General features: G+C 67.1%; 20 protein-coding genes and 1 tRNA gene. 14 read left to right on the forward strand and 7 right to left on the reverse strand.

Going from position 1 to position 25,683, the window contains the following annotated elements:
• The first annotated feature begins 15 nt into the window (after positions 1-15).
• The 9 genes from ABIC17_RS18345 to trxA all read left to right on the forward strand — a co-directional run bounded on the left by ABIC17_RS18345 (position 16) and on the right by trxA (position 12,111).
• On the forward strand, positions 16-2,370 hold the full coding sequence (locus ABIC17_RS18345; RefSeq protein WP_354284319.1) for a sensor histidine kinase: 2,355 nt from the start codon (positions 16-18) through the stop codon (positions 2,368-2,370).
• Positions 2,371-2,422: 52 nt separating this feature from the next.
• The gene (locus tag ABIC17_RS18350) at positions 2,423-2,671 is read left to right on the forward strand and encodes a type II toxin-antitoxin system CcdA family antitoxin (protein WP_354284321.1); all 249 of its coding nucleotides are present in this window, start codon (positions 2,423-2,425) and stop codon (positions 2,669-2,671) included.
• A gap of 23 nt (positions 2,672-2,694) precedes the next feature.
• On the forward strand, positions 2,695-2,970 hold the full coding sequence (locus ABIC17_RS18355) for a CcdB family protein (protein ID WP_354284323.1): 276 nt from the start codon (positions 2,695-2,697) through the stop codon (positions 2,968-2,970).
• Position 2,971: 1 nt separating this feature from the next.
• The gene (gene tsaE / locus ABIC17_RS18360) at positions 2,972-3,412 is read left to right on the forward strand and encodes a tRNA (adenosine(37)-N6)-threonylcarbamoyltransferase complex ATPase subunit type 1 TsaE (protein WP_354284325.1); all 441 of its coding nucleotides are present in this window, start codon (positions 2,972-2,974) and stop codon (positions 3,410-3,412) included.
• Positions 3,409-4,377: an aminoglycoside phosphotransferase family protein gene (locus tag ABIC17_RS18365; RefSeq protein WP_354284584.1), complete on the forward strand. Its 969-nt coding sequence runs from the start codon at positions 3,409-3,411 to the stop codon at positions 4,375-4,377. Before tsaE ends, ABIC17_RS18365 begins: the two co-directional genes overlap by 4 nt.
• Complete coding sequence (locus ABIC17_RS18370; RefSeq protein ID WP_354284327.1) at positions 4,374-5,138, forward strand: nucleotidyltransferase family protein; 765 nt, start codon at positions 4,374-4,376, stop codon at positions 5,136-5,138. The genes ABIC17_RS18365 and ABIC17_RS18370 overlap by 4 nt, the downstream gene beginning before the upstream one ends.
• Positions 5,131-8,088: a double-strand break repair protein AddB gene (addB, locus tag ABIC17_RS18375; RefSeq protein WP_354284329.1), complete on the forward strand. Its 2,958-nt coding sequence runs from the start codon at positions 5,131-5,133 to the stop codon at positions 8,086-8,088. The genes ABIC17_RS18370 and addB overlap by 8 nt, the downstream gene beginning before the upstream one ends.
• 186 nt (positions 8,089-8,274) lie before the next feature.
• Positions 8,275-11,724, forward strand: a complete 3,450-nt coding sequence (addA, locus tag ABIC17_RS18380; RefSeq protein ID WP_354284331.1) for a double-strand break repair helicase AddA — start codon at positions 8,275-8,277, stop codon at positions 11,722-11,724.
• Between the two features lie 63 nt (positions 11,725-11,787).
• A complete protein-coding gene (gene trxA / locus ABIC17_RS18385; protein ID WP_277968484.1) occupies positions 11,788-12,111 on the forward strand; it encodes a thioredoxin TrxA in 324 nt (107 codons plus the stop codon).
• Positions 12,112-12,300: 189 nt separating this feature from the next.
• Here the strand turns inward: trxA and argJ are convergent, their stop codons facing one another.
• A complete protein-coding gene (gene argJ / locus ABIC17_RS18390) occupies positions 12,301-13,521 on the reverse strand; it encodes a bifunctional glutamate N-acetyltransferase/amino-acid acetyltransferase ArgJ (RefSeq protein ID WP_354284333.1) in 1,221 nt (406 codons plus the stop codon).
• Positions 13,522-13,951: 430 nt separating this feature from the next.
• Here argJ and ABIC17_RS18395 point away from each other — a divergent pair, with 430 nt between their 5' ends.
• Positions 13,952-14,215 (forward strand): hypothetical protein, encoded by a 264-nt coding sequence (locus tag ABIC17_RS18395; protein ID WP_354284335.1) that lies wholly within the window; start codon positions 13,952-13,954, stop codon positions 14,213-14,215.
• 96 nt (positions 14,216-14,311) lie between these two features.
• Positions 14,312-17,044 carry a preprotein translocase subunit SecA gene (gene secA, locus ABIC17_RS18400; RefSeq protein WP_354284337.1) on the forward strand — a complete coding sequence of 911 codons (2,733 nt, stop codon included), beginning with the start codon at positions 14,312-14,314 and terminating at the stop codon, positions 17,042-17,044.
• A gap of 313 nt (positions 17,045-17,357) precedes the next feature.
• Here the strand turns inward: secA and ABIC17_RS18405 are convergent, their stop codons facing one another.
• Positions 17,358-18,056, reverse strand: a complete 699-nt coding sequence (locus tag ABIC17_RS18405; RefSeq protein ID WP_354284339.1) for a CC0125/CC1285 family lipoprotein — start codon at positions 18,054-18,056, stop codon at positions 17,358-17,360.
• Between the two features lie 236 nt (positions 18,057-18,292).
• Here ABIC17_RS18405 and ABIC17_RS18410 point away from each other — a divergent pair, with 236 nt between their 5' ends.
• Both ABIC17_RS18410 and ABIC17_RS18415 read left to right on the forward strand, forming a co-directional pair.
• Positions 18,293-18,874: a hypothetical protein gene (locus ABIC17_RS18410; protein WP_354284341.1), complete on the forward strand. Its 582-nt coding sequence runs from the start codon at positions 18,293-18,295 to the stop codon at positions 18,872-18,874.
• Positions 18,875-19,017: 143 nt separating this feature from the next.
• Positions 19,018-19,092, forward strand: a tRNA-Asn gene (locus ABIC17_RS18415).
• Between the two features lie 82 nt (positions 19,093-19,174).
• Here ABIC17_RS18415 and ABIC17_RS18420 read toward each other — a convergent pair.
• From ABIC17_RS18420 to ABIC17_RS18440, 5 genes are all read right to left on the reverse strand, one after another.
• Positions 19,175-19,813 (reverse strand): phosphoribosylanthranilate isomerase, encoded by a 639-nt coding sequence (locus ABIC17_RS18420; protein WP_354284343.1) that lies wholly within the window; start codon positions 19,811-19,813, stop codon positions 19,175-19,177.
• A gap of 95 nt (positions 19,814-19,908) precedes the next feature.
• Positions 19,909-20,583 (reverse strand): orotidine-5'-phosphate decarboxylase, encoded by a 675-nt coding sequence (pyrF, locus tag ABIC17_RS18425; protein WP_354284345.1) that lies wholly within the window; start codon positions 20,581-20,583, stop codon positions 19,909-19,911.
• Positions 20,580-20,939 carry a hypothetical protein gene (locus tag ABIC17_RS18430; protein ID WP_354284347.1) on the reverse strand — a complete coding sequence of 120 codons (360 nt, stop codon included), beginning with the start codon at positions 20,937-20,939 and terminating at the stop codon, positions 20,580-20,582. Before ABIC17_RS18430 ends, pyrF begins: the two co-directional genes overlap by 4 nt.
• A 39-nt stretch (positions 20,940-20,978) precedes the next feature.
• Positions 20,979-23,282 carry a patatin-like protein gene (locus ABIC17_RS18435; RefSeq protein WP_354284349.1) on the reverse strand — a complete coding sequence of 768 codons (2,304 nt, stop codon included), beginning with the start codon at positions 23,280-23,282 and terminating at the stop codon, positions 20,979-20,981.
• Positions 23,279-23,968, reverse strand: a complete 690-nt coding sequence (locus ABIC17_RS18440; RefSeq protein ID WP_354284351.1) for an endonuclease/exonuclease/phosphatase family protein — start codon at positions 23,966-23,968, stop codon at positions 23,279-23,281. Before ABIC17_RS18440 ends, ABIC17_RS18435 begins: the two co-directional genes overlap by 4 nt.
• Positions 23,969-24,696: 728 nt before the next feature.
• Between ABIC17_RS18440 and ABIC17_RS18445 the strand changes: the two genes are divergently transcribed.
• Positions 24,697-25,659 (forward strand): alpha/beta hydrolase, encoded by a 963-nt coding sequence (locus tag ABIC17_RS18445; protein WP_354284353.1) that lies wholly within the window; start codon positions 24,697-24,699, stop codon positions 25,657-25,659.
• Positions 25,660-25,683 lie beyond the last annotated feature (24 nt).

Consider the following 25,683-nt stretch of genomic DNA (forward strand, 5'->3'; position numbering starts at 1 on the left):
TCGTAAAGGGGCGGGATGATCGGTTTGGTGCAGAGCTCGCTGCTGCTGAGCGGGGTTGGGCTGGCAGTTCTGCTGACGGGCGCTTCGGTGATCCTGTACGGCGGTCTGCGCGCGCGTCGCGAGGCGGCCGCGACCTTTGCCGAGAATGCGCGGCTTTCCGCGATGCTCGCGTCCGCGCCTGCGCTCGCGATGATCGTGCATGCCGACGGGCGGGTGGACTGTTCCGAACGACTCGCCGACTGGTTCGGCCTGACGACCCCGCCGCGCTATCTGAACGACCTGTCGGTGCACGGCGCGGGGATCGCGCCCGAGGATTTTACCGCACTGTCGGCGGATGTCGCCGCCGCGCAGAAGTCGGGGCGTGCCTTCGCCCGCGCGATCCGGGCGCTGGGATCGTCCCGCGCGCTGATGATCCGGGGCAGTCGCGCGGCGCGCGACGTGCGGATTTCGGGCGGTGTGGTGGTGTGGGTGTTCGACGCGACCGACAGCGAAGCCGAGATCGTGCAGTTGCGTGCTGCGGTCGACGAGGCGACGACGCATTATGACGAATTGAGCGGGATCATCCAGGCCGCTCCGATGCCGATGTGGTATCGCGGACCGGACTTGCGGCTGGCGATGGTCAATTCGCATTATGTCGATGCGGTCGAGGGGATCTCGCCGCAGGATGTGGTTCAGCGCGGACTCGAACTGGTCGAGGGGTCGGGGGTCGGCGGACCGCTGGCGAGCGCGGTGATGGCGCGCGATGCCAAGGCGATCCAGACACAGACGCTTCCCGCGACGATCCGCGGCGAACGGCGGATGCTGCGCGTGTATGACGCGCCGCTGTCGGCGGGCGGCGTCGCGGGCTTCGCGATCGATATCGAAGATCTCGAACAGGCGCGCGCGCAGCTCAAGCGGTTCGACGATGCGCAGCGCGCGATGCTCGATCGCGTCTCGGCGGCGGTGGTGCAGTTCGGTCCGGACCGCGCGCTGGTGTTCTGCAACCAGCCGTTCCGCCGGATCTTTGCGATGAAGCCCGAGTGGCTCGCCGATCGTCCCGAATTCGATCGCGTGCTGGAGCGGATGCGCGAGGCATCGCGTCTGCCCGAAGTCCGCGATTTTCCGGGCTGGAAGAATGAACGGCGCGAATGGTTTCTCGCGGCGGGCGGTGCGATCGAGGAAGAATGGCATCTGCCGGGCGGGGTGCATCTCCGCGTCGTGGCGCAGCCGTTGCCCGATGGCGGGTTGCTGCTGATCTTCGAGGATCGCACCGAGCAGGTCCAGCTCGCCAGCGCGCGCGACACGCTGCTGCGGGTGCGGACCGCGACGTTCGAGAATCTGTACGAGGCGCTCGGCGTGTTCGCGGCGGACGGTCGGCTGCAATTGTGGAACCACAAGTTCCGCACGCTCTGGGGGTTCGAGGAAGAGTTCCTCGCGACCCATCCGCGCGTCGACGTGCTGGCGGAGGCGGCTGCCAAGCAGCTCGCCAACCCGGCGCGGGCTGGGCTGATCGGCGATCTGGTCCGCGCGGCGACGGTCGAGCGCCAGCAGCGCGCCGGGCGGGTCGCCTTTGCGGACGGCCGGCATTACGAATTCGCCGCGGTGCCGCTGCCCGATGGCAACGGGCTGTTCACGATGCTCGACATTTCCGACAGCCGACGGATCGAGCGCGCGCTGCGCGACCGCAACGAGGCGCTGGAAGCGGCGGACCGGATCAAGACTGCCTTCGTCGCGACGATGAGCTATGAATTGCGCACCCCGCTGACGTCGATCAGCGGGTTCGCCGAGATGCTCAACGAAGGTTATGCGGGCAAGCTGAGCAAGGCGGCGGAAGGCTATGTCGAAGCGATCCTCGAATCGGTCGAGCGGCTCGGGATGCTGGTCGACGAAGTCCTTGATCTGACCCAGGCGGAGGGCGGTACGGTCACGCTCGACAAGCGCGAGGTCGATCTCGTCGTCACGTCGCAGGCGGCGGCGGCTTCGGTCGCGGGGCTTGCGAGCAAGCGCAAGCTAGACTTCGTGACGGACCTGCAACCCTCGACCGGGCACGTGTTCGGCGATGCGCGGCGCCTGCAGCAGATGGTCGAGCATCTGCTCCGCCACGCGATCGCGGGGACGCGCGAGGGTGGGCGGATCCTGTTGCGAGTCGACGGCACGGCTGCGGCGGTGCGGATGATCGTGTCGGACGACGGGATTGGCATGACCCCGCAAATGGTCGAGCGCGCATTCGATCGCTTCGGGCAGCCCGGCATCACCCGCAATGGCGAACGTGCGCTCGGGCTCGGCTTGCCGCTCGCACGGCAGTTCGTCGAGGCGCATGGCGGGACGATCCAGCTCGTGTCCGAACCGGGGCGGGGCACGCTCATTACGGTCCGCTTGCCGCGGCGTTGACTTGTACCGGCGCGGCTATGCGCATAGGTTGTGCGCATAGCGGGAGGACGCAATGGCGCGGGTTCGGGAAGATCGTACGGCCTTTCGTCGCCCCACCAACGTGACGCTGGACGAGCAGCTCGTCGCGTCGGCGAAAGAGCTCGGCATCAACGTATCGCGCGCGTGCGAACAGGGCCTGAGCGACGCGGTCAGCGCCGAGCGGATTCGCCGGTGGCAGGAAGACAATCGCGAGGCCACCGAAGCCTATACCGAATATCTCGCGACCTACGGCCTGCCGCTCGAACGATACAGCCAGTTCTGATGGCGCGGTTCGAGGCGTATCGGATGCGCGACTCCACCGACATCGTGCTGGACTGCCAGGCCGATCTGCTGACCAATCTACCGACGCGGTTCGTCGTGCCCTTGGTCCCGGCGGTCCGGTTTCGGGCTTTATATGCGAGGTTGAACCCTATTTTTCGTATCGCGGACGCGGAGTATGTCTTGGCGACGCAAATGGCGGGAACCGTGCCCTGCAATCGCATGGGAGAAAGGATTGCGGGGTTCGTCGATGAGCAGACGGCGATCATGAACGCGCTCAACATGCTGCTGACAGGATATTGAGATGATCCTTGACGATCCCGCCGCGACCGAGGCGCTGGGCGCGCGGCTGGCGGTTCTTGTCCGCCCCGGCGACGTCATCACGCTGGAGGGGCCGCTCGGCGCGGGCAAGACGAGCATTGCGCGCGGGCTGCTCGCGGCGCTGGGGCTGGAGGGCGAGGCCCCGTCGCCGAGCTTCGCGATCGTCCAGCCTTATGCGCCGCCCGAGGTGCGCTTTCCGGTGCTGCACGTCGATCTCTACCGGATCGACGACGCGGACGAGATCGCCGAACTCGGGCTCGACGAAGCCGAAAGCGATTCGCTGCTGCTGATCGAATGGCCCGAACGCGCGCCCGGTTACTGGCCCGATGCGCTGATGCTGACGCTGGCGATCGAAGAAGACGGGCAGCGTCGCTTGACAGCCGCCGTCCCGCCGGGCTGGAGAGAGCGATGGCAGCAGATATGACCCCACCCGCCGCCGCCGCGGCGTTCCTCGCGGCGCACGGCTGGTCCGACGCGACGATCGATCCGGTTGCGGGCGATGCGTCGTTCCGGCGATATTTCCGTGTGCGCGCGGGGGATCGCAGCGCGATCCTGATGGATGCGCCGCCGCCCGAGGAGGATCCGCAGCCGTTCATCGACATCGCACGCTGGCTGACCGAGCGCGGGTTCGCCGCCCCCGCGATTCATGCGACCGATCTGGCGACGGGGCTGGTGCTGCTGGAGGATTTCGGCGACGTGCGAATGCGCGAGACGATCGATGCCGACCCCGCGCGCGAAATGGGGCTGTACCGGTCGGCGATTGACACGCTGGTCCGGTTGCAGCGCGAGGAAGCAGCCCCCGTGCCGCGCTACGATCTGGCGGTGCTCCACCGCGAGGCCAATCTGCTGACCGAATGGTATTGCCCCGCGATCGGCGTCACGCCGGACCAGGCGGCGTATGACCAGGCGTGGGATGCGGTGCTGGGCACGACGCTCCACGGCACGATGGTGACGGTGCTGCGCGATTACCACGCCGAAAACCTGATGCTGCTGGGGGAGGGCGATGCGCTCGGCCTGCTCGACTTCCAGGACGCGCTGGCGGGGCATCCGGCCTATGATCTGGTGTCGTTGCTCCAGGATGCGCGCCGCGATGTCGCGGAAGCGGTCGAGACCGAGATGCTCGCTTATTACCGCGCCGCGTCCGGCGCTGGCGCGGATTTCGATACCGCCTATGCCGTGCTCGGCGCGCAGCGGAACGCCAAGATCGTCGGCATCTTCACGCGGCTGTGGCAGCGCGACGGCAAGCCGCGCTACGCCGCTTTGTGTCCGCGGGTGTGGGGCTATCTCGACCGCGATCTCGCGCATCCCGCGCTCGCGCCGGTCAGGGAATGGTTCGACGCGACGATCCCGCCCGAACTGCGCGGCAACCCGATGGAGCTGTCGGCGTGATCGGACCCAAGCGGACGTTGCACATCCGGCCCGATCCGGGGGGCACGGTGCCGAAGACCGCGATGGTGATGGCGGCGGGACTGGGTAAGCGGATGCGCCCGCTCACCGCGACGCGGCCCAAGCCGCTGGTGGTGGTCAACGGGCGTGCGCTGATCGATCATGTGTTCGACCGGCTCCGCGCGGGCGGGGTCGAGCGCGCCGTCGTCAACGTGCATTATCTCGCGGACACGCTGGAAGCGCATCTCCACAACCGCGTCGCGGGGATCGACGTGGTCGTCTCCGACGAACGCAAGCAGTTGATGGAGACGGGCGGCGGGATCGTTCAGGCGCGCGCGCTGATCGGCGACGATCCGTTCCTCGTCGTCAACAGCGACAATCTGTGGGTCGATGGCCCGAGCGACGCGATCCGGATGCTCGCCGCGCGGTGGGACGACGAGAAGATGGACGCGCTGCTGCTGATGGTGCCGCTCGCGCGCGCCAATCATCATGCCGGGCAGGGCGATTTTCGGCTTGCCGCCGACGGCAAGATCATCGGGCGGCGGCAACCCGGCAAGCTCGCGCCCTTCGTCTATACCGGCGTCCAGATCCTGTCGCCGCGCGTGATCGCGGACTGGCCCGAGGGGCCGTTCTCGACGATGCTGTTCTGGGAACGCGCGATCGCCGCAGGGCGTGCGTACGGGCTGGTGCACCAGGGCCTGTGGTTCGACGTCGGCACGCCCGCGGCGGTCGGCAAGACCGAGGTCATGCTCGCGGATGGCTGAGCCCGTCCGGCCCAAGATCTTCACGATCCCCGCGCACCGCGCCTTTGCCGATGCGCTGGCGGCGGGGTTGATCCGGCAGTTCGGGCCGAATGCCAAGGGCGACGATCTCGGGCTCGCGCGCGGGCTGGTGCTGCTCCCCAACAATCGCGCCAAGCGTGCGCTGACCGAGGCGTTCGTCCGCGCGAGCGACAACGGTTTGCTGCTCCCGCGGATGGTCGCGATCGGCGATCCGGCGCTCGACGAAGGCGTCGGCGCGGCGCTCGATCCGGCGGATAGCGCGGAGCCGATCCCGCCAGCGGTCGAACCGCTCGAACGGCGGTTGATCCTCGCGCGGCTGATCGGCGAGGAACGCCAGCGCGGCGGGCAGCCGATCGATGCGGCGGAAGCGGTGCGGCTCGCGGGCGATCTCGCGCGGACGCTCGATCAGTTGCTGGTCGAGGATGTCGCGCCGATCCGGTTGCGCCAGATCGAGCTCAACGAAGCGATGTCGGCGCATTGGGAACGCGCGCTCGCGCTTTTCGAGATCGTGCTCGACCGCTGGCCGGGCGAACTCGCGCGGATCGGGCGGATCGATCTGGCGGACCGGCGCGCGCGGCTGCTGCGGCGGCTGGCGGAGCGGTGGGATGCAACGCCGCCACCGGGGTTCGTCTGTGCGGCGGGGATCACCGACAGCGCGCCCGCGGTGGCGCGGTTGCTGCGCTGCGTGGCGGACAGCCCGCGCGGGATGGTCGTGATGGCGGATCTCGCGATCGGGATGGACGAGGGCGAGTGGCAGGCGCTCGGGCCGCACCGGTTCGACCCCGACACCGGCAGCACGCGGCGCTCGATCGAGACGCATCCGCAATTCCATTTGAAGCTGCTGCTCGAGCGGATGAGCGTCAACCGCACCGAAGTCCGCCAGTGGCGCGACGGCAGCGACCATGACGCGACGGTCGCGCGCGGCAAGGCGGTGGCGAATGCGCTGGCGGCGGCGGAGGCGACTGCCAAATGGACGACGCTTCCCGCCGAGGAGCGCAGGCTGAGCGGGATCACCGCCGCCGAACTCGCGACGCCGGGGGGGGAAGCGCAGGCGATTGCGCTAGCGTTGCGCGAAGTGGTGGAGATGCCAGGACGGACCGCTGCGCTGGTGACGCCCGATCGTGGGCTCGCGCGGCGCGTGGCGGCGCATTGCAAGCGGTGGAACATCATTGTGGACGATTCGGCGGGGCGACCGCTGTCGATCCTGCCGCCGGGGACGTTGCTCACCGCATTGGCGGAGGCGGCAACCCAGCGGTTCGCGCCGCTCGCTTTGCTGACGTTGCTCAAGCATCCGCTGGTACGCTCGGGGCCGGAGCGGACGGCGTGGCTGGACGGGGTGCGCGCGCTCGACCGAGTGTTGCGCGGGCCGCGTCCGGCGGCGGGGCTGTCGGGGATCGACGCGCATTTGCGGCTCGCGCGGCGTGCGGGCGATGCGACCGCGTGGTGGCCCGAGGCGCGCGCTTTGCTGGAGCCGCTCGAGCCGTTGTTCTCGCGCGCGGCGCCGCTGGCGGCGCTGGTCGCTGGGTTGCGCGAGACGGCGCAGATCCTGTGTGGCGATGCGCTCTGGGCTGGCCCCAACGGCCGTGCTGCCGCGGAATTGCTCCGCGGGATCGAGGATCATGCGGGGCAGGGGCCGGCGATGGTCGACCCGGCGAGCCTTGCGCCGTTGCTTGCGACGTTGATGGACGAAGTCGCGGTGCGGGCGCAACAGGGCGGGCACCCACGTATCGCGATCTATGGATTGATCGAGGCGCGGTTGCAGACCGCCGACGTGATGATCCTTGGTGGGCTGAATGAGGGCACTTGGCCGGGCCTGCCTGCGCCCGACCCCTGGCTCGCGCCGCGGATCCGGATCGAACTGGGGTTGCCCGGATTAGATCGTGGCGTCGGGATGGCGGCGCATGATCTTGCGCAGGCGTTGGGCGCGCCGAGCGCGCTCATCACGCGCGCGCGGCGCGGGGGCACGCAACCCGCGATCGCGTCGCGCTTCTGGTTGCGGTTGCAGGCGCTGGCGGGCGAGCGGTTCGAGCGGGCTTCCGCGCTGGAGGGTTGGGCGCGCGCGCTGGATGATCCGCGTGAACATCTGCCCGCCACGCGCCCGGTGCCCGTGCCGCCTGCGGAGCGCCGCCCGACGACGATCGCGGTGACCGATGTCGACCGGCTCAAGGCCGACCCTTATGCCTTTTACGCCAAGCGCATCCTCGGGCTGGTGCCGTTCGATCCGGTCGATGCCGATCCGAGTGCGGCGTGGCGCGGGACCGCGGTGCATGCGATCCTCGAACGATGGGCGCGCGAGGATGCGTGCGCGCTCGATACGCTGCATGGCCGTGCGCTCGCGATGTTCGACGGCGCGCATCCGATGCAGCGCGCTTTGTGGCGACCGCGGCTGATGGAGGCGATCAACTGGATCGTCGCGGAAATGGGCAAGCAGGCGGATGCGGGGCGGAGCGTGCTTGCGGTCGAGCAGTCGGGCAAGGTCGCTATTGCGGGCGTGACGCTGACGGGCAAGTTCGACCGGATCGATCGGAACCCGGACGGGACGCTGGCGATCATCGATTACAAGACCGGTAAGGCGCCCTCGGCGGCGGCGGTGCGTGAGGGGTTCAGCTTGCAGCTCGGACTGCTCGGGCTGATCGCGGAGCGCGGCGGGTTCGAGGATATCGCCGGGATCGCGCGCGGGTTCGAATATTGGTCGCTGACCAAGAATGGCGATGCGTTCGGCAAGGTATCGTCCCCGGTCGACCCGGCGGGGAAGCTCGACAAGGTGCTGCCCGAGGATTTCGTGACGCTCGCCGCGCGGCATTTCAGCGATGCGGCGGGGGAGTGGCTGACGGGGATGCGGGGGTTCGAGGCAAAGCTGCACCCGGATTATGCGCCGTTTGCGGAGTACGATCAGTTGATGCGCCGGGATGAATGGTATGGGCGTGAGTAGCGGCGTGGGGCATTACAGCAGCTTCTCAACTTTGGCCGCTTCCCCGGCGAAGGCCGGGGCCCAGTCGCGCTGGCCCAGGTTTGGCAATGCTGCGCTCTCCAACGACCGGCTCACTACTGGGCCCCGGCCTTCGCCGGGGAAGCGAGTAGGGGAGACATGTAGGGGTCGCGTGAGGGGGCATTCCCGATGAGTGAACCCAAGGGCCACCGCCCGCTCCCGATCCTCAAGGACGCGCAGGCGCGCGCGAGTGATCCCGGCGGGCACGTCTGGCTGTCCGCCTCGGCGGGCACGGGCAAGACGCAGGTGCTCACCGCGCGCGTCTATCGCTTGCTCCTGCGCGGGGTCGATCCGGCGGCAATCCTGTGCCTGACCTTCACCAAGGCGGGCGCGGCCGAAATGGCGGGGCGGATCGGCGAGCGGCTCGCGGCGTGGGTACGGATGGCCGAGCCCGATCTCGCGCGCGATCTCCATGCGCTGGGCGAGGATCCGTCGCCCGAGCTCAAGCAACGCGCGCGGACGTTGTTCGCGCGTGTGCTCGATTCGCCCGGCGGCGGGATCCGGATCCAGACGATCCACGGTTTCTGCCAGAGCCTGTTGTCGGGCTTCCCGGTCGAGGCAGGCCTCGTCCCCGGCTTCCGTCCGATCGAGGCGCGCGAGGAAGCGGTGATGGCACGCGATGCGCTCGCCGAAATGCTCGTCGCCGCCGAGACCGAAGGCCGCGAGAAACCGATCACCACCGTCGGCGCGCTGAGCCTTCGGCTCGGCGAGGGCGAGGCGGAACGGTATCTGCTCGCCTGCGCGCGCGCGCCTGCCGCGATGGCGGAACTGCCGATGGGCGATGGCGTCCAGCCCTTCATCCGCCGCGCGCTCGACTTGCCGACCGGCGATATCGAGGCGGTGTTGTGCGAGGCGTGCGACGATAGCGAGTTCGACGTCGACAGCGTCGCGCGGCTCGCGGCGGCGAACCGCGCGTGGGGGACCGCGACCGGCGGCAACCATGCCGACATCGCCGAGTGCTGGGTCGAGGCGACGCCCGAAATGCGCGTTCGGATGCTCGGCGACCTGATCGGCGTGCCGTTCACCGCCAAGCGCGAACCGCGCAAATATTCGCCCAAGCTGATCGCGGCGGACGAGGATTATGCCGGCATCGCGATCGAGGTTGGCGAAGCGTGTGCGACGCTTCTGGGCCTGCGCGAGCGTGCGGCTTATGCCGATCTGCTGGCCGATGCGCTGATGGTCGGGCGGGATTATGCGGCGACCTATGACCGCGCCAAGCACCGGCTCGGTGCAGTCGATTTCGACGATCTGATCCGCGCGACGATCGCGTTGCTGCAACAGCCCGGCATGGGCGAATGGGTCCGCTACAAGCTCGACCAGGCGACCGAGCATGTCCTGATCGACGAGGCGCAGGACACCAACCCCGAGCAATGGGCGATCATCCGCGCGCTCGCCGAGGAATTCTTCGCGGGCGACGGCAGTCACGGCGAGCGCGTCCGCACCTTGTTCACGGTCGGCGATTTCAAACAGGCGATCTTCGGCTTCCAGGGGACCGACCCGCGCTATTTCGGTGCGGCCGAACTGAGTTTCGGGCGGCTCGCGGAGGCCGCGTGGGATTCGGACAGCGCGGAACGCGCGCGGACCGGCGAAATGCGCGCGCGGCCGTGGCACCGGCTGTCGCTGACGCAATCGTTCCGCTCGACCCGGCCGGTGCTCGAATTCGTTGATTCCGCGCTCGAACTGCTGCCCGAGCCCGGCATGGGGCTGATCGCGGACCGCGAGCGTCACGCTAGCGAAGTTCCGGGGCCGGGGACGGTCAGCCTGTGGCCGCTGGTGATCGCAGGCGCTGGCGACGAGGACGAAGAGGGCTGGATCGGCGACGCGACTCGTGCGCTTGCCGGGCAGATCGCGCGGACGATCAAGGGCTGGGTCGGCACGCTGATGCTCGAGAGCAAGGGGCGCACGCTCCAGCCCGAGGACATCATGATCCTCGTCAAGCGGCGTGGCGACCTCGCGTCGCTGATCGTCGCGCGGTTGTATGCGGAGGGCGTGCCCGTCGCGGGGGTCGACCGGTTGCGGCTCAACGCGCCGCTGTCGGTGCAGGATCTGCTGTCCGCGATCCGCTTCGTGCTCCAGCCGGAGGACGATCTGTCGCTGGCGTCGCTGCTGGTCTCGCCGCTGATCGGGTGGAGCCAGGAGCAATTGATGCATGCCGCGCCCAAGCGCGCGGTCAGCCTGTGGCGGCATATCAGCAAGACGCTGCCGCGCGCCGATCTCGCGCCGGTCTATGCGATGCTCGATCGCGCCGATTTCGCGACGCCCTATCAGTTCCTCGAGGAACTGCTGTCCGGGCCGCTCGGCGGGCGGCGCAAGTTGCTCCGGCGGCTGGGGCAGGAAGCGCGCGATCCGATTGAGGAATTGCTCAGCGCGGCGCTCGATTTCGAATCGCTCGGCACGCCGTCGCTGCAACGCTTCCTCGACTGGTTCGATCGCGGCGAGGTCGAGATCAAGCGCGATCCCTCCACGCCGCATGATTCGGTGCGCGTGATGACCGCGCATGGCGCCAAGGGATTGCAGGCCCCGCTGGTGATCCTCGCGGATGCGGCGGTCGACCCGACGCGCTCGCCGCGCTCGACGCTCAAATGGACCGCGGGCGACATGGCGGCGGCGATCCCGATTATCCGTCCGCGCAAGGGCGAGGCGACCGGGCCGCTCGCCGAGCTCGTCGACGACGCCGCCGCGCGCGATCTGGAGGAGCATTGGCGGCTGTTCTATGTCGCGGCGACCCGCGCCGAGGAACGGCTGGTGATCGCCGGATCGGTCGGGCCAAGTGCCAAGGGCGTCGCGCCCGAGGCGAGCTGGTACGCCGCCGCCGACCGCGCGATGGCCGCGCTCGGGTTGCCGGTGGAGGCCGCACCGCGCGATTTCGTCGGCCATGCGCCGCAAAAGCCGGTGCCGCTGGTGCGCGCGAAAAGCGGCGAGGGGCGCGATCCGGTCACGGTGCCCGACTGGGCGCTCCGCGACGCGCCGGTCGAATCGCGCCCGCCGCGACCGCTCGCGCCGTCGTCGCTGGGCGATGACGTCGTGTCAGACGCGCCGCCGACGCCGGCGATGCGCGATGCCGCTGAGCGCGGGCGGCTGATCCACGCGCTGTTCGAGCGATTGCCGCCGGTTGCGCCCGAGGATCGTGCGGTGGCGGCGGATCGCTGGCTCGAGCGGAGCGGCGCGGTGGCCGGTCCTGCCGTGCGCGCGGCGATTGCCGACCCGGTGTTGTCGGTGCTGGCCGATCCGCGCTTTGCCGAGGCGTTCGGGGAGCGGTCGCTCGCCGAGGCACCGATCGCGGCGGTGCTGCCCGACGGGTTCGTCGTGTCGGGAACGGTCGATCGCCTGCTGGTCGAGCCCGAGCGGATCCGGATCGTCGATTTCAAGACCGGGCGCAGCGTGCCCGGCAGCGAAGCCGAGATCCCGCCCTATCATATCAAGCAGATGGCGGCCTATGCCGCGGCGCTGCGAGTGATCTTCCCGGGGCGGCTGGTGGAGGCGGCGTTGCTCTATACCAGCGGGCCGACGCTGTACCTGCTGTCGCCCGAGACGCTCGCCACGCACAAGCCCGGCTTTGCGAGTGCGGAGCAAAGCTAGGCTTCGTGCGCTTGAGGTGCGAGGGCGACGACCTTACGTTCAGCCCAACACAAGGAGACAGACATGCCGACCAAGAAGATCACCGACGCAAGCTGGGATGCCGACGTCACCAATGCGCAGGGCGCGGTGCTGGTCGATTTCTGGGCGGAATGGTGTGGCCCGTGCAAGATGATCGGGCCGAGCCTCGAGGAGATTTCCGAGGAACTGGGTGAGCAGGTGACGATCGCCAAGCTCAACATCGACGAGAATCCCGACGCGCCGGGCAAGTATGGCGTGCGCGGGATTCCGACGATGATCCTGTTCAAGAACGGGCAGCCGGCGGCTACCAAGGTCGGGGCCGAGCCGAAGAGCAAGTTGAAGTCTTGGCTTGAGGGTGAGCTGGCGTAAGGGTTTGGGCCTCCGGATCTGGTGATCCGGGGGCCTTTTTCATTCATACCCCACATATCCGCTTCCCCGGCGAAGGCCGGGGCCCAGGAGTGAAGCCTGAGTTATTGAGCGCCGTGCCCAGTTGGAGAAACCTCCGCTACTGGGCCCCGGCCTTCGCCGGGGAAGAATCTACTTGGGAGTTGGAGAAACTCAGCTCCGATAATCCGCGTTGATCGAGATATACCCGTGCGTCAGATCGCAGGTCCACACCGTCGCTGCGCCGTCGCCGAGCCCGAGATCGACCCCGATCTCGATGTCCCGGCCCTTGAGATGCGCCGCGACCGGCGTCTCGTCATAACCCGTCACCGCCAGCCCCTCGCGCGCGACCTGCGTGTCGCCGAAGCGGATAGCGAGCAGGTCGCGCTCGGCGGGTTCGCCCGCCTTGCCGACCGCCATCACGACGCGGCCCCAGTTGGCATCCTCGCCCGCGATCGCGGTCTTGACGAGCGGGGAGTTGGCGATGCTCAGCGCGATCCGGTGCGCGCTGCGGTCGCTCTCCGCGCCGGTCACCGCGACTTCGATGAACTTGGTCGCGCCTTCGCCATCACGCACCACCAGATGCGCGAGCTGGCGGCACAGGTCGCCGAGTGCCGCGCGGAACGCGTCGGCGCCGTCGTCCTCGGCGGCGGTGAGCGGCGTGTTGCCCGCCTTGCCGGTCGCGAAGGCGAGCACGCTGTCGCTGGTCGAGGTGTCGCTGTCGACCGTGATGCACGAGAAGGTCGCACGATTGGCTTCGCCGAGCGTCACCTGGAGGAACTCCGCCGAGACCGCGGCGTCGGTGAAGATATAGCCGAGCATCGTCGCCATGTCGGGCGCGATCATCCCCGAGCCCTTGATGATCCCGACCAGCGTGACCGTGCGCCCGCCGACCACCGCCGTCGTCATTGCACCCTTGGCGAAGGTGTCGGTCGTGCCGATCGTATTGGTCGCATCCTCCCACGAACAAGGCGCAGCCGCGAAGACCGCGTCGAGCCCGGCCTCGGCCTTGTCGATCGGTAACGGCACGCCGATTACCCCGGTCGAGGAGACGAACACATCCGACGGCCGGCACGCGAGCGCCCCCGCGACCTTGGCGGCGATCGCCTCGACCGCGGCGCGCCCGCGTGCCCCGGTGAAGGCATTCGCGTTGCCCGCATTGACGACGACCGCGCGCGCTTCTCCGAGGATCAGCGCGGCGCGGCACCATTCGACTTCGGGCGAGGGGCATTTGCTTTGCGTCAGCACGCCCGCGACGGTCGTGCCGGGGTCGAGCGTGATGAAGGTGAGGTCGTTGCGCTCCCACGGCTTGTACCCGGCGCGCGCGACACGCGGCGTGACGCCGGCGATCGCAGGCAGGGCGGGGAAGGGGCGAGCGAGCGGGGAGCGGTCCATGTGCGCGGCTTTAGCAGATCGCTACCGCGTCTCAAGCGGTGCTGCCTGCACTCCGTCCGTCTCCCCTCCCTGGAAGGGAGGGGGCGGGGTGGGTCGGTGTGAAGGGCGCGCAGTACCTGCCTTAGGCTTACCCACCTCCCTTCCAGGAAGGGGAGGGCGCGGTTTCGGGCGTTTCGCTTGGGGCGGTGCTTCGACTTCGCTCAGCACGAACGGAATATTTTGCTCAGCACAAACGGACCATATCGCTCAGCACCAGCGGAATTCAGCGCAGTTCCTTCTTTCAACCATTCGGGCGCGGGTGGCTCGTCGAAACCATCCTCCGTTCGCCCTGAGCGCAGTCGAAGGGCCCTCTCCACACGAACAGCCCCCACGACGAGCAGTGTTTGCCGATAGACGAAGTGCGTCGCAGCCATTACATGCCCAGATACCCATGGAATGGCTGCTGTTCTTTTCTGCGATCCTCTCCGCGCTGACCGGCGTGGTGACGGGCGTTCGCGCGCCGGACGTGCAGGTTGAATGCCAGTCGGTCGCGGCGGCTCGTGCGCAGGTCGCGCTCCCCGCGCGGGTGCTGCGTGTGGCGGGCCATCTGCATCTCGCCGGTGGCTTCATGGAAACGCCGGTCTTCTCGGTCAGCAGTCTTACCCTGCCGGTGATCGCAGCGCCGCGCCTGTACCTGGATCGCCCGCGGGCTTGATCCGGTGGCGCCTGCCGCGCTGCCCTTCTTAACGACATCTTTCGGTGGCCGCGTGTAGCGCGCCGCTCATCCTCTTTGAAAATACAGGAATTGCCCATGTTCGGCGGCATTGCCAAATCGCTCTTCGGCTCGTCCAACGACCGTTACGTCAAGTCGCTCGGCGCGGTCGTTGCGAAGATCAACGGGTTCGAACCGACCATCTCCGCCATGTCCGACGAGGAACTGTCAGGCCAGACCGCGCGCTTTCGCGAACGGCTGACGGCGGGCGAAGACCTCGACGCGTTGCTCCCGGAAGCGTTCGCTACCGTCCGCGAAGCCGCCAAGCGCGCGCTCGGGCAGCGGCATTATGATGTTCAGCTGATCGGCGGCATCGTGCTCCACCGCGGCGAGATCGCCGAGATGCGCACCGGCGAGGGCAAGACGCTCGTCGCGACGCTTGCGACCTATCTCAACGCGCTGCCGGGCAAGGGCGTCCACGTCATCACCGTCAACGACTATCTGGCGGCGCGCGACGCGGGCTGGATGGCGCAGGTCTACAACTTCCTCGGGATGACGGTCGGCGTGATCATCCCCAACCTGTCGGACCAGCAGCGCCTCGACGCCTATGCGGCCGACATCACCTACGGCACGAACAACGAATTCGGGTTCGATTACCTGCGCGACAACATGAAGTATGAGCGCGAATCGATGGTCCAGCGCCCGTTCGCGATGGCGATCGTCGACGAAGTCGACTCGGTGCTGATCGACGAGGCACGCACGCCGCTGATCATCTCCGGCCCGACCGACGACAAGTCTGACCTGTATCGTTCGGTCGACCTGATCGTAAAGCAGCTCCAGCCGACTGACTACGAGAAGGACGAGAAGCAGAAGTCGATCATCCTGACCGAGGACGGCACCGAGAATATCGAGCGGCTGCTCGAGACCGCCGGGCTGCTCGAGGGCGCGAACCTGTACGATTTCGAGAACACGCAGGTGGTGCACCACACCAACCAGGCGCTGCGCGCGAACATGATGTTCCGGGCGGACATCGATTACATCGTCAAGGACGGCAAGGTCATCATCATCGATGAGTTCACCGGCCGCATGATGGACGGGCGGCGTTGGTCGGACGGTCTGCACCAGGCGATCGAGGCCAAGGAAGGCGTCGAGATCGAGCCCGAGAACCAGACGATGGCGTCGATCACCTTCCAGAACTATTTCCGCATGTATCCGAAGCTTGCCGGCATGACCGGGACGGCGGCGACCGAGGCGGCGGAATTCTACGACATCTACAAGATGAACGTGGTGACGATCCCGACGCACGTGCCGGTCCAGCGCGTCGACGAGGAAGACGAATTCTACAAGGACACCGCGGACAAATTCCGTGCGATCGCCAAGAAGATCAAGCATCACGCCGATCTCGGCCAGCCGGTGCTGGTCGGCACCGTATCGATCGAGAAGTCCGAATTGCTCAGCGAATTCCTGGTGCAGGAAGGCGTCAAGCATGAGGTGCTCAACGCACGCCAGCATGAGCGCGAGGCGCATATCGTCGCGCAGGCAGGGCGCAAGAGCGTGGTGACGATCGCGACCAACATGGCGGGCCGCGGCACCGACATTCAGCTCGGCGGCAACCTCGAGTTCCGCGTCAACGACGAGCTGTCGGCGATGGCCGAGGGTCCCGAGCGCGAGGCGGCGATCGCGCGGATCAAGCAGGAAATCGCGGTCGAGAAGGCCGAAGTGCTCGCGGCGGGCGGGCTGTTCGTGCTCGGCACCGAGCGGCACGAGAGCCGTCGGATCGACAACCAGCTGCGCGGCCGCTCGGGCCGTCAGGGCGATCCGGGTCTCTCGCGCTTCTACCTCAGCCTCGACGACGATCTGCTGCGCATCTTCGGGCCGGACACGTTGTTCGCCAAGATGATGCGCTCGAACATCGGCGACGGCGAGGCGATCGGCAGCAAGTGGCTGTCCAAGGCAATCGAGACCGCGCAGAAGAAGGTCGAGGCGCGCAACTACGACATCCGCAAGCAGGTCGTCGAATATGACGACGTGATGAACGACCAGCGCAAGGTCATCTACGAGCAGCGCAGCGACATCATGGACGCATCGACCGTCGGCGACGTGGTCGAGGACATGCGGTCTGAGACGGTCAACGGCATCGTCGGCGCGGCATGCCCTCCCGGCACCTATCCCGAGCAGTGGGATATCGCGGGGATGAAGGAGCAGCTCGCGACGACGCTCAACCTCGAACCGCAGATCGAGGCATGGCTCGAGGAAGAGGCGATCGACCCCGAGATCATCGAGGAACGCGTCCGCACGCAGGCCGACGATCTGGTCCGTGAAAAGGCCGAGTCGCTCGATCCCGAGACGTGGGTGCGGGTCGAGAAGTCAATTCTGCTGCAGAACCTCGATCATCACTGGAAGGAGCATCTGGCCACGCTCGACGCTCTGCGTCAGGTCGTCCACCTGCGTGCCTATGCGCAGAAGACGCCGATCAACGAGTATAAGCAGGAGGCGTTCTCGCTGTTCGAGCGGATGCTGACCAACATCCGCGAGGACGTGACTCGCACGATCGCTTTCGCTGAGTTCAACGTCGAGCCGACCCCGTCGCTGCCGACCTTGCCGGACTTTATCACCAGCCATTTCGACCCGTTCACCGGGGACGACGATACCTACGACCAGGATGGTGCCAGCGGCCTGATCACCACGCGCCTGCCGCCGCTGTCGATCCCGCGGCCGGAGGGCAAGGAACTCGGCCAAGATCCGTCGGAGTGGGCCGGCAACGTCAGCCGCAATGCGCCGTGCCCGTGCGGGTCGGGGAACAAATACAAGCACTGCCACGGCGCGGTGTGATCCCCCGCCGCTAACGTCATCCCCGCGGAGGCGACCTCTGCGGACGATGGGTTACGGAGTGGTCATTTCTGTTTTCCCGCGAAGGCGGGAATCCAGAGTCATTCAGACCAACGGTTTGCAGTTCTTGTGACTCCTGGACCCCCGCTTTCGCGGGAGAACAGCATTGGTTTCGCTGAGGCCATGCCTTCGCCGGAATAACGGAATGTGGGGGCGGGGGCCTCCACCACCGCGTCCGCAGAAACCGCAGACGCAAAAAAAGCCCCCCTTCCGGCCTGCGGAAGGGGGGCTTTTTCATGCCGCTGACCGGCAGCCGTTACTTCGGCGTGACGATGCTCGGCCCGAGGTTGCGGAGCACCTCGCGCGCGTCGAACGCACGGATGTTGTCCTTGGGCTTGGGGCCCTTGCCGACGACGATCTCGGCGTTCGCTTCGTACTTGTCGATCGTGTTAATATCGATCCCGCGGTCGAAGAACGGATCGCCGATGAACGGATCCCACGAGCGCCAGCCGAAGCCGCGACCGCGGTAGCGCCAGCTCGGACCCCAATAGCCGCCGCCGAAGCCGCCGCCATAGCCGAACCCGCCACCAAACCCGCCGCCGTAGCCGAGGCCGCCATACCCGCCGCCGAAGCCGCCGATGCCCGGCGTGGCGTAGGTCCGCGTGCTCTTGTCGACGTTACGGTCGGCGAAGACGAAATAGTCGAAACCGCGCTGGACGGTCAGCTCGGCGGCGCGGAACAGCAGGTACTTCTCGACCGTGTCGCGCGAGGTGTAGCTGTTGCCCGAGAAGCTGACCTGGAAGCGGTTGTCCTCGATCTGGCGGTCGGTGTAGCCAGACCGGGCAAAACCGCGGCCAACCGCCGGACGATAGGTCGATTCGGATGCGCAGGCCGTCAGCAGGGTGGATGCCGCAAGCGCCACGATGAGCGCGGATCGGCGGAATTTGGGCGGGAACTTGGGCATTTCGGTCTCCAGTGATCTGGTCTGTGCGGCGAGCCGTGCCGTCGAGGCCATGAAGCGCAGAACGATCGACCCGATGCAAGGCTCCGGGTTCTCGGTCCGATCTTGCTGCGCATAAGCGCCTGTAGATGAACGGAGACTGACGCGCGACGAATTGCTCCGCAGGCGTCAACGAATGTATTACCGTTTTGGGCCTATGTACGACATTATGTAATCGCGCGAACGTCTGACATGCGCTTATGTTGCGAAGTGGGCGTTGGCGAAGCGTATTGGGGGTTTCGATGCGAATCGTGGCATTGACGGCAGCGAGCTTGATCGTCGGGGCGACTCTGGCGCGGGCGGCGCATGCCGATCCCGGGGCGATGTTGCCCGACCCGGTTCCGTCGGCGCTCGGCAAGCTGACCCCGGTCGAAGCCAAGGTGACCCCCGATTTCCGCGTCAGGCTGGCGATGGTGACGTCTGCGGCGGTGACCGATACGCTGCTCGGCCCGGACGGCGCGATGCAGCACCGGTTCGCGAGTTCGATGATCGACTATTACCCGTTCCACGGCAGCGGGCTGCACCTGTCGGGCGGGATGAAGTTCTTCTCGGTCGCCAACTTCGTCCGTGACGCCGAGAAGGCGACCGGCGGTCTGCTCTATATACCGCGTCTGCCGGGCACCAGCAGCGGCGTGCGCACCGGGTTCAACCGTCGCACGCCTGCCGCGACGGTGGGGTATAGCGGCAAATACAAGAACGCGCTGTTCGGGGTCGAGATGGGGACACTGGTCGGTGCGGCCAATGCCGACCTCCCGCGCTCCTATCGTGCTCTGGGCGAACGGCGCGGGGGGCTCAACCCGATCGCCAACCTCGTGGTGGGCATGAAGTTCTGAACCGACGCAACGATTCGGTCGCGCAGCGATCGCCCGATTAGAAAACGGCAGAAATCCGCCGTTTTTTCAGTAATCTAAAAAACCTGCGTCACGGCGCTTGCATTGCCGCGCAACCCGTTGCTATAGGCGCGCCTCCGCGATGTTCCCTGATAGCTCAGCGGTAGAGCTCTCGACTGTTAATCGAGCGGCCGTAGGTTCGAATCCTACTCAGGGAGCCACTTCTCGCCGGACGATCCGACCGTTGCACAGCGTGCAAGGTCGGACCCCAATCCAGCCGCACAGTTTAACGATCGACTTGCCTCAGCAGGCGGCGACCGCGCCCAGGAATGCGGTGATCTTCGTAACGTCCTTGATCCCCGGCGCGCTTTCCAGCCCCGACGACACGTCCACCAGCGTCGCACCCGTCGTCCGCACCGCATCGGCGACGTTGACCGCGTCCAGGCCGCCAGAGAGCGCCCAGGGCTGCGCGTGGCGGAACCCGTGCAGCAACGTCCAGTCGAAGCGTACGCCCATCCCACCGGGCAGGGCGGCGCCGGGGGGCGTCTTTGCGTCGTACAGGATGCGGTCCGCGACACCCTGATAGGGCAGCGCCTCGGCGAGATCGGCGCGCGTCCGCACCGCCACCGCCGCCCATAGCTCGATCCCGGTGCGTGCCTTGATCGCGGCGGCGCGTTCGGGCGAGGTCTGGTGGAGTTGAAGGACTTGCAGACGACCGACGTCGATCGCTGCGTCGAGCATCGCATCATCAGGGTTCACGAACACGCCGACGCGTGCAACGTGCGACGGAACGCGCGCTGCAAGCTGCGCGGCACGGTCGCGCCCGACATGGCGGGGGGAGGGCGGGAAGAACACCAGCCCGACATGGCTCGCGCCCCCGGCGATCGCACAGTCGAGTGTTTCGGGCGTGGATAGCCCGCAGATTTTGGCGGTAACAGGCATGCAGGAGTCCTCGGCGCTCGTCGTTAGGCACGCAAGCGTTATCACGAAGGACTTAACTCTCGACGAACGACCGATCGGTCGCTCGGCTGCTCACGCTAAAGTGTGGCCTCGATCGCGCGAGCCGCGTGGTCGGGGTTTTCGGCCTGGGTGATCGGACGACCGACGACGAGCACCGACGCCCCCGCGTCGATCGCGGCGCGCGGCGTCACGACACGCTTCTGGTCGCCCAGCGCGCCGTCGAGCGGACGGACCCCCGGCACGACGAAGAAACCCTTGGGCCACAAGGCGTGCGCCGCCGCCACTTCGGCACCCGAACACACGACCCCGTCGATCCCCGACTCGCGCGCAAGTTCGGTCAGCCGCAGGACCTGGTCGTGCGGCGTGCCGGGAACCCCGATCGTGGCGAGATCGGCGGCATCAAGGCTGGTCAACGTGGTCACCGCGACGACCTTGGTCCCGACCGGCGCGGCTGCCTTGGCATCCTCCAGCATCGCGCGGCCGCCCGCGGCGTGCACCGTCAGGATCGATGGCTCGATCCCGTGCAACGCCATGATCGCCTTGGCGACGGTATTGGGAATGTCGTGCAGCTTGAGGTCGAGGAAGATCGGCAATCCGACCCCCGCCATGCTGCGCACCCCCGCCTGACCGTTGGCGAGGAAGAATTCTAGCCCGAGCTTGATCCCGCCGACGTGATGGCGAACCCGCTCCGCCATCGCATGGGCCTTGGTGAGATCGGGGGTGTCGAGGGCGACGTACAGGCGGTTACTCACAACAACGCTCCGCTGGCGGGGGTGGTCTGAACGGGTTCGGCGGGCATCGGCGGCGAATCCGGCAGCAAATTGGGGGCAGGGGTAGGCGGCACGGGTGGCGCCATCGCCGCGCGCATGTCGGCGAGCGTGCGTTCCGCGGTCGCCAGTCGCGTACGGAGCCGCCAGCGCAGCGTCGAATGCCAGGCCAGCGTCGGCAGCAACCCGGCGAGGAAGGTGATGAGCAGCAGCAGCGGCAGATTGACCAGCGCCTCCATCCCGCCCCACAGGCGAATCGCGACGCTGGTCCAGTTGGCGACGGTGAACACCGCCGCGATGAACGCGAGCAGGCACCAGAACAGGATCTTGAGGAATTGCATGGGGGCAAGGCTACTCAAAACCGTGCGGCTTGGCCAGCGTCAGCCGATTTCGCGGCGAAGTGTCTCGAACAGGCCCGGAATTGCGGTCTGCCGATTGGCCTCCTCGTCGAGGATCGCGAGGAAGGCGGCGCGTTTGATCGCTGCGGTACGACCGGGCTTGAGCCGCTGGTCGGTGTCGAGTGTAGACAGCACGATGTCGATCATCCGTTCGGCCCCATGCAGCCGCCCCCACAGATAGTCGTTTTCACGGTAGGCGCGGCTGAAGAACGCGCCGAAGCTGTTGAACTGGATGCCCTTCAACGTCGCCTCAGCACCCCCCGACCGGATCGTCGTCGCGTCGTCGGGGGCGATCCGGTCGACCTTGATCGGGTCGAACTCGTCGAGGCCTTCTCCCTGCAACAGCGGCAGGGTGGCGACGTCATAATAAGGGAAGCCGAGATACGTCAGCAGGATCGGCCGCTTCACCTCCCGCGACAGGCTTGCAAAGGCCGCCGCCAGCCTTGTGTCGGTCGCGGTGTCGAGGTCGCGCAGGCGCATTGCCGTGCCCAGTCGCTCGAGCAACGCCGCGGCGTCGCCGTCCACCGCGCTGACGTCCGGCAGGAGCGCGGCATATCGGTCGGACCGCTTGCATTCGAGATAATCGGACAAGCTCGCATAGACCGCCTCCCGGATCGGGCCGAGTTCGGTTTCGGGATGATTGCCCTCAAGCTCGGTGATCCGCCGCGCCAGCAACCGCAGACGGCGTAACCGGAACCCGAGATCGAAGGTGCGCAGGAAGACGATGGTGGTCTGGCCGACCCCGCCTGCGAAGCCTCCCTTGGGATCGTCGAACCCCTGCGCCGCGACCGCGCTTTCGATACGATTGCGGACGTGCGCGCTCGTATGCGGCTTTGCCTCGGCGCCCACGCCGTCGAGTAATGCAGTGATCGCCTCGACCACGCCCGTCAGCTTCAGATGCCCGTAGGCAGCATAGGCATAGCCCGAGCTTTTCGCCGCCGCATTCTGCGCGCGCTGCCGCCATGCCGCGAGGCGTGCCGGGGTCGGCGAATCCAGGAACAGCGTATAGCCGAACAGTCCCTCGACCTGTTTCTCGACCTCTGGCCGGATCCCGGCGATGATCGTCCGCATCCGCTCGATCCGGCGCGAGCGGTCCGCGATGTCTTCGAGATTGTCGCGGATCGGTTGCTGGCGCGGCAGTTCCGACATTGCGCCGATAATAGTCTGGAAGAAGCCGGGGGACTTGTCGCCACCGGTGCCGAACCCGAAGCTGCCACGTGGGTGCGGATCGATATAGACGAACCGGCGGTCGATCTGGCGTTGGGCGGGGCGTTCGCGCAAAGCCTCGATCGCGGGGCGGAAGGGGGCGTTGTTGAGCACCGACCCGTCGATCAACACCGCGGTCTCAGCGGCATTGGCGGCATATTGGCGCGGCAGGATACGCTTGAGGAACGCCTCGCGCTCGGGCCACGTCGTCGCGCGATCTTTGAGCACGCGATCGAGTTCGCCGACCATGAAGGGCGGGAATGCGCCGGGAAAGCAGGACGTCGCGCGCGCCGCGAACGCCAGCTCCGCCGGATCGGCAAGCGTCTCGCACGCAATGCCGTGGTCGGAGAAGGGCACCACCACGCGGTGTTCGGTCTCCACCACTTCGGGGGGCGAGTGCAGCGTGAGGCGTTCGGGGTGGCCGCGGAAATCGGTGACGGTGACGAACAGGTCGAGCGGCTGGCCCGGCGGCAGCAGCCGCGGCGCGCGGGGTGCCGCCGCCATTGCTTCCAGCGCGTCGAGGATCAAACCGGTGAACCGCTCGCCCCCAAAGGGTGGCTCGAACCAGCGCGAGCGAATGAAGTGCGACAGCTTCGCGCGCACCTCGTCGCGCGCGCCCGATTCGACCGTGGCCTCGACCCCGTCGGCGCTCCGCGCGGCGACCCAGGCAAGCGGTAGCGCCCAGGCCTTGGAGAATCGCGTCGTCGGGGCCTGTCGTTCATCGATCAACGCCTCGACATCCGCCGAATCGAGCCACAGTTGCGTCAGTGGTTCGAGGCTTTGCCCCGTGCTGATCGCCTGCCCGAGGAAGACGCCGTTGATGCCGCCCGCGCTCGCGCCCGCGATGATGTCGACCAGCACGCGCAACCGAACGCCGGTTTCGGCTTCGATCTCGTCGAGCAGCGCGCGGTAGATGCCTGCGCTTCCGGTGTGCGCATCGGGTGGCGACGCCCCGGCGTGGAACGCCTGGCTCGCGCGCGCCAGCCGCCAGATCTCCTTGGTGATCCCATGCATATAGACCGCGAGGCTGATGCCGCCGTAGCAAACCAGGGCTAAACGCAGCTCCTTATCGCGGGTCATTGCCGCTCGATCAGTGCCCAGATCGGGAGGTGGTCGGACGCCTTGCGCGCCAGCGGGCTGGTGTGCACCCCGCACGCCTCCACCCGGAAGCCGCGGGTCATGATCCGGTCGAGCCGCCCGATCGCACGGCGCGCGTGGAAGCTGGGTCCGGTCGGCGCGATATCGAACGAATGGCGGAAATCATGCAGGCACCCGCCATTGGGGGTCCATTCGTTGAGATCCCCCATCATCACCGTCGGCATCGGCGGTGCACAATCCTCGACATGCGTCAGGATCGCGCGCGCCTGACGCCGTCGCCACAGGCCCGACAGGTCGAGATGCATGCCGAGGACGCGGATCGGGTTCGAATCGACCGTCAGATCCACACAGATCGCGCCGCGCGGTTCCAGCGTCGGAATATGCAACTGGGTTGGCCGGAGGACCGTGCATTCCTTGCGGACGAGCAACGCGTTGCCGTGCCACCCCATGCTCAGGCGATCGTGCAGGCGGACTGCACGCCAGGGGGAATGGTCCTCGAGCAGCCGGTGCGGAATGATCGCCGCGCGAGTGCCGTGGCGCAAATCCGCCTCCTGCAACGCGATGACGTCCCCGTCGATTTCGCACAGCACGTCGAGAATGCGACGCGGGTCGCGGCGTCGGTCCAGCCCGACTCCCTTGTGCATGTTGTAGCTGACAACCTTGATCACCCGATCGCTATCGGGCGGATCGCGTCGTCATGCAATCGAGAGTGGTCGATCGTACGGGTCATCGCGACGGAATGCGCGACGAACGGAGCGGCAAAGGGGGGCAAGCCGCCGCGTTGCGCGTGGGGGACAACGCGACGCCCATATCGCAACAAACTGCCGTGGGTCTTGTGGCGTAAGTAAAGTCTGCGAGACGCGGCGTAATACGCACGTAAAATGGTGAGACACGAACAGAATGGATAGTCAAACGGCGGCATAACTGCCAAAAGCGACCGTCAAGCGAATGACACGAGCGCCCGATATGATATAAGGCGAATCCAAGGCGCGGGGGCGGATCATGGCTATTCTACAATGGGTAAAGTGCAGGTTTGGTTTCCACAGTCGCAATGGACACCGCGTGCGATGGCAAGGTGGCAAGCGCTATAGCGTTTGCAAGGGCTGCAACCGTCGCATGGTCCGCGAACAGGAAGGGTGGCAGTTGCTGATCGTCCGGGACGAGGCGAAGGGGTGACTGCGCCGCGGTCGGACGGGGACAATCTGGCTTCGGCAGAGCGTGCAGCCACCGTGGACGTCCCCGGGATTACCAGTTCGGCCGGTCGTCGCGCCTGACATAGCGCTACCATCGACAATGACTTGATGGAGAACAACTATCTTTCTTTCGACGCGGATTGCGCGATGGTAACGTTACCGTTAATCTAGTCAGACAATAACAAAAGCTTGGGAGAGCGATCATGAGTCTTGCGTCACGGAACCGTGCGTCGAATTGGGCCGTCAAACCTGTTCGAGCCTGCCTCACCCGCTGCGGCATCGCCGCCGCCTTTGTCCTTGCCGCGCCGTTGCAGGCGCAGAGCGACAAGATGGCGCCGATCGCGATCCCACCCCAGCCATCCGCGATCGAGCTTGGTACGGGCCCGCTGCCGAATGCCAAGGCGCCGGAAGCATGGCACAGCCAATATGGCAGCGTCTTCGCCCGCAACGTGACCGTCGCGACTCTCACTCCCTTCCTGCCCGATCCCGCCAAGGCGACCGGTGCTGCGGTGATCGTCGCGCCCGGCGGTGGCTTCCAGACGCTGTCGATGGAAAACGAGGGCTGGGACGTCGCCCGCGCGCTTGCCGCCAAGGGTGTGGCCGCGTTCGTGCTCAAATATCGTCTCAATCAGACCCCTGAGGACATGGCGGCGTTTCAGAAGGGCTCCGGGCCCGGCGCGGGCCCACGCCCGCCGCGCCCCAGCGCCGAAGCGATGATGGCGAACCTCGCGCCGCAGATCGCGGATGCGCGTGCGGCGTTTGCGCTGGTGCGCAAGCGCGCCGGGGAATGGCATGTCGATCGTGACCGGATCGGGATGGTCGGCTTCTCGGCCGGCGCGATGCTGACGATGGCCACGACGATGGCGGGCCAGGACGCAAAACCCGCGTTCATTGGCGACATCTACGGGCCGGTCAGCCCGATGACCGTGCCTGCGGACGCGCCGCCGTTGTTCGTGGCGCTGGCGGCCGACGACCCGTTGTTCGGGGGCACGGGCTTCGGGCTGATCGACAGCTGGCGCGCCGCGAAGCGGCCGGTCGAATTCCACCTGTTCGAACAGGGCGGCCACGGCTTCGGCATGTACCAGAAGACCACGACGAGCACTGGCTGGTTCGATGCGTTCGCGCGCTGGCTCGACATGCACGGTTATCTCAAGCGCGCCGCCTGACCGCCGCTTGACCACCCCGCGCCG

This window comes from Sphingomonas sp. PvP056 (assembly GCF_040549155.1).
Lineage (GTDB): Bacteria > Pseudomonadota > Alphaproteobacteria > Sphingomonadales > Sphingomonadaceae > Sphingomonas.

What these genes read in the sequence shown, in the direction of transcription:
- ABIC17_RS18355 (WP_354284323.1), top strand. Translation starts at nt 2,695, where the DNA reads ATGCGCGACTCCACCGACATCGTGCTGGACTGCCAGGCCGATCTGCTG.
- ABIC17_RS18350 (WP_354284321.1), top strand. Translation starts at nt 2,423, where the DNA reads ATGGCGCGGGTTCGGGAAGATCGTACGGCCTTTCGTCGCCCCACCAAC.
- ABIC17_RS18405 (WP_354284339.1), bottom strand. Translation starts at nt 18,056, where the DNA reads ATGGCCTCGACGGCACGGCTCGCCGCACAGACCAGATCACTGGAGACC.
- addB (WP_354284329.1), top strand. Translation starts at nt 5,131, where the DNA reads ATGGCTGAGCCCGTCCGGCCCAAGATCTTCACGATCCCCGCGCACCGC.
- ABIC17_RS18445 (WP_354284353.1), top strand. Translation starts at nt 24,697, where the DNA reads ATGAGTCTTGCGTCACGGAACCGTGCGTCGAATTGGGCCGTCAAACCT.
- ABIC17_RS18365 (WP_354284584.1), top strand. Translation starts at nt 3,409, where the DNA reads ATGACCCCACCCGCCGCCGCCGCGGCGTTCCTCGCGGCGCACGGCTGG.
- ABIC17_RS18345 (WP_354284319.1), top strand. Translation starts at nt 16, where the DNA reads ATGATCGGTTTGGTGCAGAGCTCGCTGCTGCTGAGCGGGGTTGGGCTG.
- argJ (WP_354284333.1), bottom strand. Translation starts at nt 13,521, where the DNA reads ATGGACCGCTCCCCGCTCGCTCGCCCCTTCCCCGCCCTGCCTGCGATC.
- addA (WP_354284331.1), top strand. Translation starts at nt 8,275, where the DNA reads ATGAGTGAACCCAAGGGCCACCGCCCGCTCCCGATCCTCAAGGACGCG.
- ABIC17_RS18430 (WP_354284347.1), bottom strand. Translation starts at nt 20,939, where the DNA reads ATGCAATTCCTCAAGATCCTGTTCTGGTGCCTGCTCGCGTTCATCGCG.
- ABIC17_RS18395 (WP_354284335.1), top strand. Translation starts at nt 13,952, where the DNA reads ATGGAATGGCTGCTGTTCTTTTCTGCGATCCTCTCCGCGCTGACCGGC.
- tsaE (WP_354284325.1), top strand. Translation starts at nt 2,972, where the DNA reads ATGATCCTTGACGATCCCGCCGCGACCGAGGCGCTGGGCGCGCGGCTG.
- trxA (WP_277968484.1), top strand. Translation starts at nt 11,788, where the DNA reads ATGCCGACCAAGAAGATCACCGACGCAAGCTGGGATGCCGACGTCACC.
- ABIC17_RS18435 (WP_354284349.1), bottom strand. Translation starts at nt 23,282, where the DNA reads ATGACCCGCGATAAGGAGCTGCGTTTAGCCCTGGTTTGCTACGGCGGC.
- ABIC17_RS18420 (WP_354284343.1), bottom strand. Translation starts at nt 19,813, where the DNA reads ATGCCTGTTACCGCCAAAATCTGCGGGCTATCCACGCCCGAAACACTC.
- secA (WP_354284337.1), top strand. Translation starts at nt 14,312, where the DNA reads ATGTTCGGCGGCATTGCCAAATCGCTCTTCGGCTCGTCCAACGACCGT.